Raw genomic sequence first — 9,993 nt, 5'->3', positions numbered from 1 at the left:
CCGCCACACCTGAAACGAGAGACATCATGACCCAGCCCGCCCCCTTCTTCCTTGACTGCGATACCGGGATCGACGACGCCCTCGCCCTCGCCTACCTTTTGGCTTCCCCGCGCGCGGACCTCGTTGGCATCGGCACTGTGAGCGGAAACGTCAGTGCGGCCGGTGGAGCCCGGAACACCCTGGACCTGCTGAATCTGGCCGGCCACCCTGATATCCCCGTGGCTGTGGGTGCGCACGATCCCCAGGTCGGCACCTTCCATGGCGGCGCGCCGCACGTTCACGGCGACAACGGAATCGGCGGAGTGGACCTGGTCCAGTCCGACCGCGAGCCCGTCAAGGCCACAGCGGCCGAGCTCTTGGTCCAGCTTGCCCACCAGTATGCGGGGGAGTTGCGCCTGGTGGCCATCGGTCCGCTGACCAACATTGCCGAGGCCCTGCGCCTGGAACCGAAACTTCCTGAGCTCATCGCCGAAGTCACCATCATGGGCGGCGCGGCCTTGGCTCCGGGAAACATCTCTCCCGTGGCCGAAGCCAACATTGCCAACGACCCCGAGGCTGCCGCCGAAGTCCTGGCCGCAAGCTGGAACGTGACGCTGGTGCCGTTGGATGTGACCATGACCAACGTCCTGGAGGAAAACCACCGCCAGGAACTGCTGGCCACCGAGCACCCGGTCTCGCAGGTGCTCGGCGAAATGCTGGGCTACTACTTCGGCTTCTACGTTGATATCTTCGGCCGGGCTTGCTCGGCTATGCACGATCCCCTCGCGGCGGCAATAGCTGTCAGGGGAGTGGAGCTCACCCTCGCCCCCACCGTCCGCGTCCAGGTGGATACCACTGACGGACCCGGCCGCGGCCAGACGGTATGTGATCTCCGCGGCCAGTACGCGGGGTTCCCGGCGCAGAGCGGTGCCCGTTGCCGTGTGGTGCTGGAAATCGGCGAAGACTTCGCTCCGCACCTGCTCGGAACCATGCGGGCGGCCTGGCTTACTGAAGCTCAGGCCGCGGCACCCGTCGCCTGACTGGCGGCAGACTGAGGATCGACGACGACGGCGGCAGCGGCCCGCCGTCGTCGTCCTCCTTTAAGCCGTGGTTCTTCAGGGCGCTCAGGTGATGAACGAGCTCTACGTGTACATAAGTGAGCCGGGCGTGGTCAGTTTCTCGCCGGTTTCGAGCCAGGTCTTGAGGCCCGAGAGGATCATGGGCCAGCCGCCGTAGAGCTGATCGTTGGCGCCTTCCCGGAGTTGATCGTGCGTGACGGTGAGGTGGCATGAGTCGCCGACGGGTTCGATTTCCCACGTGATCCGCGACGTCCCCTCGGCCTTCACATCCTCGCCCCAGAGCGCCCGCATGGTTTGGACGAGCCTGCGCGGGGGATCCACCTCGATGTTCTCGCCCTCGCCCAGTGGAGCTCCGGCTTTGTCGTTGTGCATTTGGAATCTGCTGCCCGGAGTCCAGTCCGAGGTGAAGGTGTTTCCGAACTGGTATTTGCTGCGGATCTCGCTGTCCGTGATGGCTTCCCAGAGCCGTTCCGGAGTGGTTTTGATGTAAATCTCGAAGATCTTTTCCATGGGACTTTCCAATCTGGATTTGAGGTCGCTGAGGGCAGCGGCCCATGGTTCTGCGTATTTACTCACCCAGCGATCGTGGATGAGGCGGATGGGCACCGGGTTCAGGAAGTGCAGCTTCTCACGCCCCCGACGCCGGGTGACCACCAATCCTGCATCCTCCAGGAGCTTGAGGTGCTTGGCGATGCCGAAACGGGTCATCTCGAACCGGGCTCCCAAAGCTGAGGCAGACTGACCGTCCTCGCGGAACAACTCATCCAGCAGTTCCCTGCGGGTTGGATCTGCCAAGGCCTTGAACACTACGTCCATGGCTTCAGGATAGGTGACCATTTGGTCACGTGTCAACGGTTTTTGGGGCTATCGCGGCGGCTGCAGCGGGATGCCGGAACACTGCGAGTTCGCCGGAAGCGCGCGGGATCGCCGGTCCTCTCCGGCGATCCCGCGCACTTCCCGCGATCTGGGCGACATCGCGGAGCGCGTTTCCCGGATCGGGCTACAGGTTGGAGCGCACAACGGCACCTTGGGCGATAACTGTGCTCACCTTTTCCAGGGCCGAACCGTCCGAGAGGGGATCAGAATCCACCACCACGACGTCAGCCATGGAACCTCGAACCAGGCGTCCCACATTGTCGCCTCGTCCCAGCAGGCGCGCCGCATTCGTGGTCGCTGCCTGCAATGCTTCCAAGGGTGTCAGTCCGGCCTCGGCGAGCAAGCGCGCTTCGGTGCCAATCGGCGTCACATCCGTTCCGAAGGAATCGGTGCCGGCCACGATGGTGACCCCGGCGTCCTTGGCTGCGCGCACCGCGGCCTGCAGGATGGGCGTGTACTCGGTTCCGCGGGCGGCCAGAATGGGGTTGGAGGAGCGGGCCATGCTGGTGATGGCATCCATGGTGGGCGTGAAGAAAGTGCCGCGCCGGGCCATGTCCTGGATGGTCTTCTCCGTCATGAAGACGCCGTGTTCGATGCTCCGCACTCCCGCGCGGACCGCGCCGTCAATGCCCTCGGCACTGTAGGCGTGGCAGAGGACGCCGGCACCCTTGGCTGCCTTGACGATCGCTCCGATCTGGTCCACGTTGTACACCAGCTCGCGGGGGTCCTGCTCCGGAATCCCCGCCCGCGGGTTTGCACGGGTCTTGATGACTTCGGCACCGCGCTTGAGGTTGATACGGGTCAGGTAAGCGAGGTCTTGGGGCTCCGTGACTCCACCGCTCAGCGTCGCCAAGGGGGCCAGATCCGGATCGGCCAGGAGGGAATCGCCCTGATCCGGTGAGATGAACAGGCCCGCCGGAGTCATCCGGGGCGAGAGTCCAGGAGCCCACGATGGCAGGGCGGCCAGGGCAATGTCCTGGTAGAAGGTGCTGGAACCGCTGCGGACGCTGGTTGCTCCACCTTGCAAAAGGGCGCGGGCGTCAGCCAGCGCGTTGGCGTGAACGTGGGCATCGACGAGGCCGGGGAGCACCCATTTGCCCGAAGCGTTCAGTACTCGGGCACGCTTTGCGACGGCGGCCACGGCCTTCCGCGTTTCGTCCCGGGTTCCGACGGCGGTGACCTTGCCGCCGTCGAGAACCACCACGCCGTCGGCCACGGCATCGCCGGTCTTGGGGTCAACCACCGTTCCGCCCTCGATGATGAGCGCCTGGGTGGTCAGCGGACGGCCGGGGTAGTTCGGGCCCGACTGGGTGTTGTCCGCAAGGGCGGCCGGTGCCGAAGCCAACTGTGCGGCGATCCCGGCCACAGAGATTCCAGCTAGCGCTGCGGCTCCGGCCAGGATGCCGCGGCGGGGCAACTCACCCTGGGGTTTGGGTGCAGAGGTGTGATCGTGAAGGCACATTGTTGGACTCCTGGGGAACGAGCTGCTAGGCCGCTACTTGGCTGCGGATAACATTTGGTATTCCAGAATGCCTTAGTTGCTTCGTATGATGCAAGCAATATCAGGAGTTGAGGTCGAGCGGTTATCTCTCTGGTATGCCAGACTGCCGGTCTGCATCAAGGATTTGCTCACGCAGGATATCCGCGTGCCCGCAGTGCTGTGCCAGTTCCCGCAGCATGTGGAGGTACACCCAGCGGAGGGGGAGAGGGCCACGCCGGTTTCCCAGCAGGAGATCGTCGAGGCCCAGTTCAACAACCGCGCGCCGGGAGGCTTCGCACGCTTCCAGATAAGCCGTCTGAATGCTTGCGATGGTGTCGTTGCTGTCCAGGATGAACGACTCGTCAGGTGACGCCGGGATGCCAATCTCTTCGCGGGTCCTTCGCGTGACGGCTTCGTCGAACCACACCTTCTCCACGAAAGTCGCGTGCTTCACCAAGCCCAACAGCGTGGTACGCGAGGGGACCAGTCGCCGTCCTGCTTGTTCTTCCGTGAGCCCATCCAAACTGGCGTTCAGGGCTCTGCGGTGCTCGTCCAGAAAGGTGTCGAACTGAATGCGGGCACTCTTGTTGATGACGTCGTCGGCAACAGTCTGAGGGAGTTCGCTCATCCGAAAACCACCGTGCCGTCGTCGTCGATCTTCCAGCCGGGGTTGTGCGCGATCTCCCAGACGATCCCGTTCGGATCCTTGACGTGGCCGTGGAAAATGCCGCCGAAAGCGCCGGCCTGGGCGGGTTTGATGACCGTGGCGCCTGCGGCCACCAGGGCGTCGATGGTGCTGGACACTTCCTCCGGACTGCCCACGTTGTGTGAGAGAGTCACTCCGCTGACGCCGGGTGTGGGCGTTGAGCTGTTGAGGTCCTGATCGAACTTTTCGGCGTCGAACAGGCCGAGCATCAGCCCCGGCGCAATCTGGAAGAACAGGATCTCGCCGGGAACGTCCATGGCCGGATCCCAGCCAAGCCCTTCCTTGTAGAAGGCGCGCGCGGCGTCGAGATCCTTTGTGGCGAACGTGAGGAAATGTAGTCGCTGGTCCATACGGGAATCGTAGCGGGAAGGTACCCCGGCGGTGCCACAATGAAGTCATGGCCAGAGCAGCTCACACCAAGCGCCGCGGGGTGGAGTCGTGGATTCTTGCGGTGGTGCTGGCCGTGTTCCTCGGGATGAGCGCTGCGGGGTGTAGCCCTTCACTGGGTTCACTGCCGTGCATGCCTCCCGACTATAAGGTGACCCCTTCGTCCGCAAAGCTTGGGGAAGAGGTAACGGTTTCGGCCCTGGATGCCACGTGCAATCCCCGCTATGGCGGCAACGCACAGGTCCGCATTGTGTTCACCGATGCCACCGGAGTTGAGGTCCTCAACACCACGGCGCCCATGGCTGACAAGGGCGGGTTCACCTTCACCACAGAGGTTCCCCTGCAGACGGCGGTGGGCGAGGTGGCCGTTTATGCCGCGCCGGAGGGAGTCGACTGGTGTGACGATACGGGTAAGAACAACCGGGCCGGTCCAGGCGAGGTAGAGCTGGAGATGGTCTCCTGCGCGAAGCCCATGAAGCCACTCAACGTCACCAACTAGCCAACTGGGCCAGTCCTGTTGAGACCCGGTCCAGGCATGGGAGGATGGAGCAGTGGAACCCCTCTTCGACTTCCTTGGCAGTTACTGGTGGCTCATTTTCCCTATCGGCGGGATGGCTGGCGGCTGGGCGAGTCAGTGGTCCAAGGCCAGCGCGGAGCGGCACCGGCGCAAGGTGGAGTTGTTGAAGTTGAAGAATCAACTCGCGGTGCACGAGGAAGCCAACCAGGCCGAGGTGGTCTCGCTGATTGCCGCGCATGATGCCGTGAACCACAGGTGGCTTGAGTACGAGCTGGACGTAGGAAACCTCATCGACTTCCCGCTCATGACGGACGTCCGCGAACCGCTGACGGTCGCCTTCCTGCGGGCTAAGAAAGAGGCCGACGGCTTACGTCCCGCCACCCCTGAAGAAATTTCGACGCCGGCCAGGCTGGCTGAGTACCGGGCAGCTGTCCACAGTTATGAACTCGCTTTCGATGTTGCTGAACGGGAAGCCAGGCGTATCAAGGACGGCAACTTCAGCGGTCCCGAACGCCAGCGGTTGGCTACGGCCAGGAAACTCCTGCGCATTGCAGAGGACACCGCCGCTACGCCCGCCGAACGTCAAACGGCATATAAGCGCGCCCGTAAGGAACTCGACGGCCTGATCGTCTTGCCGGAGGCGACGGTTGCCGCGCTAGAGAGCAAGATCATCAGCATGCTGGACACCCGCAAGGACCCCGACACGGACGCCCGATTCGCTTGAGGCAGAGGAGAAGGCTCGCGGTCATTACGGGTGCCGGCCGCGGATTGGGTAAGTCGTTGGTGGACGAATTCTCCGACGCCGGATGGGCGGTTGTCGCGCTCACGCGAGCACCCGCGACGTCGGCCGAACGGCAGCACGTCGCGACGGCAACTCACGACGTTCGGGATGAGCCCACCCTCGAGTTGATGTCAGTCATCGGAAACGGACCCATTGACGTGCTTATCAACAATGCGGCCCAAGGAGCTCAGCACGCGGGGCTGGGCGACATCGCAACGGCAGGTGTCATGAACGCCGTCGATGTTAACGTCGCCGGCCCCTTGCGTCTGGTGCAGGCCCTTTTGCCTCAGTTGTTGGCTGCGCCGGATCCGATGATCATCAACGTCACGTCCCGCTTGGGCTCTGTGGCGGCGCAGGCACGCGGTGACTACTCGGATCTTTCCACAAGCTACGCCTACAAAATATCCAAGGCCGCACAGAACATGCTGACTATCTCCCTCGCTCAAGACCTCGCCGGGCGGGTTCGATGCTTGGCGGTTCACCCGGGCAAACTGGCCACCGGGATGGGGCAGGCAGACGCTTCCAAGGATCCGGGGGTGGCGGCCCGGGAGCTGAGGGAACTGGTTGATTCCTCGGACCGAACCTCCCCACGGTTCGTTTCACTGGGATCGGCCGACCTGGCCTGGTAGCGGCAAACCCTAACGCGACTGACGGTACGCCCAACAGGACGTGAGCTAGCTCAACTCCACGCCCATCACTGTCCTCATCATTGAACCGCCAAGATCGTCCTGGAGATGGCGCATGCCCAGGCGCTCTGCAACCCGGAGCGAGGCTGCATTGTCCGGGTGGATGATTGCTACAAGCCAGGCAGCACCGACCACATCGCGAGCGAATTCCAGACACGCCAGGGCCGCCTCCGTCGCATACCCCCGCCCTTGAAGTTCCAACCGTACGTGATAGCCGACTTCAAGCTCGGGCCGGCCGTTCACCGACTGCCACGTCAACCCGCAGTCGCCCACGAACCCGCCGTCGAGCGTTTCCACAATCCATAATCCAAATCCGTCGCGTGCGTAGTTAGCCTGGTTCCAGGCGATCCACTGCTCGGATTCTTCCCGTGACTTCGGTGCGGGGTAGTACGTCATCACTGCGGGATCACCCAGCATGGAACTCATCGCTTCCACGTCAGCGGGAGTCATCTCGCGGAAGCGCAGGCGGGCTGTCGGGTGGGGGAGCATCCCCGAAGCCTACCTGCAACGGGACAGGCTGGATGCTTGTGCGCTCACCACCCACTTTGAGCACGGAAAGCGCGGTATACAACCAAAATCGGCTGAATTCCGGACCTCGCCGCGTCAAAGAGGGTCGTGAAGGAACATGGAATTCAGAACGTGGACAGCGGGCGCGGCCTCACCATGAGCTAGTCCGGTGAGCTAGCCTCGGCCCATGCTCGTGGACGGGTCTCCTCCGCCTTCGGAGGGGTCTGCGCGCAGGTCGTCGGGGTCGTCAGTCGGCAGCCCGGCCGGGCCTGAGACGTCTCCCGAGCCGGCCGAAGCGTCCGTGTCCGCTGGGCTGTCCTGTCGTGTGCCGGCGTCGGACGCTTGGTCATCAAAGTTGCGCCCGCCGTCGGGCAACCCTTCGGCGCGGTGGCGCCCCATCTGGGTGTTCTCCGGCGTATGGTCCTCGTCCATGGCGTTGGAGCCTTCGCTGATGGAGGAGTGAACCTGAATGTCGTCGTCTTTCTCGCCAGGCTCGGGGACACGCCGATTGTCAACGGGATCGGAGGTGCCGGCCAGGTCTTCCATTGCGTTTTCGGTAGCCTTGCGGATGCTGTCTTCAACGCCCATGAGATGACTCCTTTGCACGAATGGTCCGTATTACGGATCTGGGATGAGATTAGTAAGTCTACTTACTTTCGTGTTGTTGTGAAACCGCCACCGGGGTTGACAAATCCATCTCCGTTACGCATGTATCCGCAGGTCAACGCCGCTTAGGGCCGCACTTTGTACCGGTGATCGTTGGACGATAAGGTATTGCCAGACCGTTTTGCAGAGGGCGGCCCTTTTCGCTCCTTTGCTGTCTGCTGGGGACGCATTTCAGTCAGTAGGAACGTGCATGGTCAACCCCCGCCCTGAGCAGGAAGCTCTCCAGAATGGTTATTTTTTGGATCTCGTCCTGGGCAGCGAAGACGTCGAAGCTTTTCTCGGCGAACTCGCGGCTTTCTCCGCCGAAAGCCTCTCGCATCCCCAGTCACCCGTCTTCTGCGGCATCACCGTATTGCGTCGTAAGAAGTCGGCTACCGCGGCCAGCAGTGATGATCGCGCCAGGGCCATGGATGAGCTCCAAAGCGACTTTGATGGCCCCTGTCTCACTGCAATGGACAAGCTCACCTCGGTGATGGTGCCGGACCTTCTGCGGGAACACCGTTGGCCCGGGTATGTGCGGGCCGCGTCGCACCAAGGCCTGCGGTCCATCCTCAGCGTCCCCCTGCTGGTTGAAGGCGATACCCGCGCGGCGTTGAACCTTTACTCCGAGCAGCCGGACGCGTTCAGCGACGACGACGTGGAGCGGGCCGAAGTCTTTGCGTCCCACGCCTCCAAGTCGTTGCGCCTTGCCCTGAAGATCGCCCAGCTCAGCGACGCCCGGAATGATCTGGCCACTGCCATGCAGTCCCGCACCGTGATCGACCTTGCGGTGGGGGCCATCATGGCGCAGAACCATTGCAGCCAGGACGAGGCCTTCACCATCCTCCGCACCGCGTCCAGCAACCGCAACATCAAGCTGCGCCACCTGGCGAAGTCCATCATCTCTGCTGTTTCGTCCGGGAAGATCACCACGCACTTCGAGGAGTAGGGCGCTACCGCCGCAGCGCGCCCTCCCACACCAGTGTCACGGCATTGCGTACGCGGTACCGTGTCGCTTCTGCGGTGGCGGGGTCTGAAGATGGCGCCCGGACCACGAACTGGTAGTAATACAGTCCGTTGATGAGGTCGATCATGGCCTCAACATCCAGGTCCAGCGAGAGCTCGCCGGACCTGATGCCCCGCCTGATCTCCTCGGCGATGGGTTCACGGCGTCGGGAAACGTGCCGGTCCCAGGACAACGCGCGGAGTTCGTCGTTCTCCAGACCCATGGCAATGCGTTTCTTCACCAGTGCGCCCACCTTGCCGTCAACGTCGATCGCTGCCTGCTCGTAAGAGGCGAGGATCGTCTCAAGGGCGGTGTCCCGGCGCTGGAATCCAATACTGGATCGAACACTGTCCAGGGCCGCGGCGAGCAGTTCCTCGCGGCTGCTCCACCGCCGGTACAGGGCAGCCCGGCTTACGCCTGAACGTTGCGTAATCGCAGAGACTGTTACGTCCCGGGTGTCCCTTTCCAGCAACAACTCCACCGTGGCGGACAAGACGGTGGACTCCAGTGCGCTATCGCGAGGCCGGCCTGGCCGCCGCTCAGCAGCAATGTCAGCAGCAACGGCGGCTACCGCGTCAGGCATCCTCAGCCACCAGGCGTTCTCGGAGTTGTGCGATCGTGGCATCGGAAAGTCCGGCACGCCGGACGGGTTCCAACACACTTCCATGCCGCTCGATCAGGAGAGCCTGCATGGTCTCCATTGACTCCGCATGCGCCCCCATCATGGCCCCCATACCCTTGATGGCTTCCTCGTCGAGTACGCGATCCGGCATGAGGCCGCCCATGATTGCGCGGAGGCGCGGGAACAACTGCGGCAGGCGGGTGGCTGTCACTGCGTAGTCGGCAGAAATGGTTGCCGGGGTGGCGCCCAGGGCAGAAAGCACGACGGCGGCGAACACTCCCGTACGGTCCTTGCCGGCTGCGCAATGGAAGACGGTTGCGCCGTCGCTCATGGCCACCAGCGTCACGCCCAGGGCAAGTTGCCGGGCCTGGGTTTCGAGCAGGTTCGCGTACCAAGCGCCAACGTGTGCAGGAGTAGTGGCAGAGGACATCATCTCGTGGCTGATGTCCTCTGGTGACGAGACGGAAGCCGTCAAAGCAAGGTGGTGATAGTTCACGCCGGGCACGGTCAGTGGGCCGCGACCGGTCATGAGTGCCTCTTCCGGTGAGCGGAGATCGATGACGGACGTGACGCCGTCGTCGATCATCTGTTGGGCGAAAGCGGCGGGCATCACGGAGACGTCATCGCTGCGGAGCAGTACGCCGGGGCGGACGGTGCCACCGGAAACGGGCAGGCCGCCGAGGTCGCGCAGGTTGACGGGGGAGAGGTCCAGAGTTTCCACA

Annotated in this window: 13 protein-coding genes; 5 read left to right on the top strand and 8 right to left on the bottom strand. The window is 63.3% G+C overall.

Annotation, left to right across the window (positions count from 1 at the left end):
* Positions 1 to 26 precede the first annotated feature (26 nt).
* Positions 27 to 1,019: a nucleoside hydrolase gene (locus CQ020_RS22830; RefSeq protein ID WP_105694134.1), complete on the top strand. Its 993-nt coding sequence runs from the start codon at positions 27 to 29 to the stop codon at positions 1,017 to 1,019.
* A 102-nt stretch (positions 1,020 to 1,121) separates the two neighbouring features.
* Here CQ020_RS22830 and CQ020_RS22825 read toward each other — a convergent pair whose 3' ends face one another.
* From CQ020_RS22825 to CQ020_RS22810, 4 genes are all read right to left on the bottom strand, one after another.
* Positions 1,122 to 1,874, bottom strand: a complete 753-nt coding sequence (locus CQ020_RS22825) for a metalloregulator ArsR/SmtB family transcription factor (protein ID WP_105694138.1) — start codon at positions 1,872 to 1,874, stop codon at positions 1,122 to 1,124.
* 184 nt (positions 1,875 to 2,058) lie between these two features.
* A complete protein-coding gene (locus CQ020_RS22820; RefSeq protein WP_105694133.1) occupies positions 2,059 to 3,396 on the bottom strand; it encodes an amidohydrolase family protein in 1,338 nt (445 codons plus the stop codon).
* Between the two features lie 121 nt (positions 3,397 to 3,517).
* Positions 3,518 to 4,042 (bottom strand): DinB family protein, encoded by a 525-nt coding sequence (locus tag CQ020_RS22815; protein ID WP_105694132.1) that lies wholly within the window; start codon positions 4,040 to 4,042, stop codon positions 3,518 to 3,520.
* The gene (locus CQ020_RS22810; RefSeq protein WP_105694131.1) at positions 4,039 to 4,470 is read right to left on the bottom strand and encodes a VOC family protein; all 432 of its coding nucleotides are present in this window, start codon (positions 4,468 to 4,470) and stop codon (positions 4,039 to 4,041) included. Before CQ020_RS22810 ends, CQ020_RS22815 begins: the two co-directional genes overlap by 4 nt.
* A 47-nt stretch (positions 4,471 to 4,517) precedes the next feature.
* Between CQ020_RS22810 and CQ020_RS22805 the strand changes: the two genes are divergently transcribed.
* From CQ020_RS22805 to CQ020_RS22795, 3 genes are read left to right on the top strand one after another with little or no spacing between them, the layout of a single operon-like run.
* Positions 4,518 to 5,006: a hypothetical protein gene (locus CQ020_RS22805; RefSeq protein WP_258142169.1), complete on the top strand. Its 489-nt coding sequence runs from the start codon at positions 4,518 to 4,520 to the stop codon at positions 5,004 to 5,006.
* A gap of 52 nt (positions 5,007 to 5,058) precedes the next feature.
* Positions 5,059 to 5,748 (top strand): hypothetical protein, encoded by a 690-nt coding sequence (locus tag CQ020_RS22800; protein ID WP_105694130.1) that lies wholly within the window; start codon positions 5,059 to 5,061, stop codon positions 5,746 to 5,748.
* On the top strand, positions 5,745 to 6,434 hold the full coding sequence (locus CQ020_RS22795) for an SDR family NAD(P)-dependent oxidoreductase (RefSeq protein ID WP_105694129.1): 690 nt from the start codon (positions 5,745 to 5,747) through the stop codon (positions 6,432 to 6,434). Before CQ020_RS22800 ends, CQ020_RS22795 begins: the two co-directional genes overlap by 4 nt.
* A 45-nt stretch (positions 6,435 to 6,479) precedes the next feature.
* Here CQ020_RS22795 and CQ020_RS22790 read toward each other — a convergent pair whose 3' ends face one another.
* Together CQ020_RS22790 and CQ020_RS24625 are read right to left on the bottom strand one after the other, a co-directional pair.
* A complete protein-coding gene (locus CQ020_RS22790) occupies positions 6,480 to 6,980 on the bottom strand; it encodes a GNAT family N-acetyltransferase (RefSeq protein WP_105694128.1) in 501 nt (166 codons plus the stop codon).
* A 192-nt stretch (positions 6,981 to 7,172) separates the two neighbouring features.
* The gene (locus CQ020_RS24625) at positions 7,173 to 7,586 is read right to left on the bottom strand and encodes a hypothetical protein (protein WP_258142168.1); all 414 of its coding nucleotides are present in this window, start codon (positions 7,584 to 7,586) and stop codon (positions 7,173 to 7,175) included.
* A gap of 268 nt (positions 7,587 to 7,854) precedes the next feature.
* Between CQ020_RS24625 and CQ020_RS22780 the strand changes: the two genes are divergently transcribed.
* Complete coding sequence (locus CQ020_RS22780; protein WP_105694127.1) at positions 7,855 to 8,592, top strand: GAF and ANTAR domain-containing protein; 738 nt, start codon at positions 7,855 to 7,857, stop codon at positions 8,590 to 8,592.
* Positions 8,593 to 8,596: 4 nt separating this feature from the next.
* Here the strand turns inward: CQ020_RS22780 and CQ020_RS22775 are convergent, their stop codons facing one another.
* Both CQ020_RS22775 and CQ020_RS22770 read right to left on the bottom strand, forming a co-directional pair.
* The gene (locus tag CQ020_RS22775; protein WP_181152003.1) at positions 8,597 to 9,232 is read right to left on the bottom strand and encodes a TetR/AcrR family transcriptional regulator; all 636 of its coding nucleotides are present in this window, start codon (positions 9,230 to 9,232) and stop codon (positions 8,597 to 8,599) included.
* Positions 9,225 to 9,992, bottom strand: coding sequence for a tyrosine-protein phosphatase (locus tag CQ020_RS22770; protein ID WP_181152002.1), 768 nt, complete (start codon positions 9,990 to 9,992; stop codon positions 9,225 to 9,227). Before CQ020_RS22770 ends, CQ020_RS22775 begins: the two co-directional genes overlap by 8 nt.
* Position 9,993 lies beyond the last annotated feature (1 nt).

The sequence above is a fragment of the Arthrobacter sp. MYb23 genome (assembly GCF_002979775.1).
Classification (GTDB): domain Bacteria; phylum Actinomycetota; class Actinomycetes; order Actinomycetales; family Micrococcaceae; genus Arthrobacter.
This window is presented reverse-complemented; position numbering and strand designations above follow the sequence as displayed.

Bases quoted from the DNA above. Each gene is read 5' to 3' on its own strand.
- CQ020_RS22830 (WP_105694134.1), top strand. From the start codon at position 27: ATGACCCAGCCCGCCCCCTTCTTCCTTGACTGCGATACCGGGATCGAC.
- CQ020_RS22825 (WP_105694138.1), bottom strand. From the start codon at position 1,874: ATGGACGTAGTGTTCAAGGCCTTGGCAGATCCAACCCGCAGGGAACTG.
- CQ020_RS22820 (WP_105694133.1), bottom strand. From the start codon at position 3,396: ATGTGCCTTCACGATCACACCTCTGCACCCAAACCCCAGGGTGAGTTG.
- CQ020_RS22815 (WP_105694132.1), bottom strand. From the start codon at position 4,042: ATGAGCGAACTCCCTCAGACTGTTGCCGACGACGTCATCAACAAGAGT.
- CQ020_RS22810 (WP_105694131.1), bottom strand. From the start codon at position 4,470: ATGGACCAGCGACTACATTTCCTCACGTTCGCCACAAAGGATCTCGAC.
- CQ020_RS22805 (WP_258142169.1), top strand. From the start codon at position 4,518: ATGGCCAGAGCAGCTCACACCAAGCGCCGCGGGGTGGAGTCGTGGATT.
- CQ020_RS22790 (WP_105694128.1), bottom strand. From the start codon at position 6,980: ATGCTCCCCCACCCGACAGCCCGCCTGCGCTTCCGCGAGATGACTCCC.
- CQ020_RS24625 (WP_258142168.1), bottom strand. From the start codon at position 7,586: ATGGGCGTTGAAGACAGCATCCGCAAGGCTACCGAAAACGCAATGGAA.
- CQ020_RS22780 (WP_105694127.1), top strand. From the start codon at position 7,855: ATGGTCAACCCCCGCCCTGAGCAGGAAGCTCTCCAGAATGGTTATTTT.
- CQ020_RS22775 (WP_181152003.1), bottom strand. From the start codon at position 9,232: ATGCCTGACGCGGTAGCCGCCGTTGCTGCTGACATTGCTGCTGAGCGG.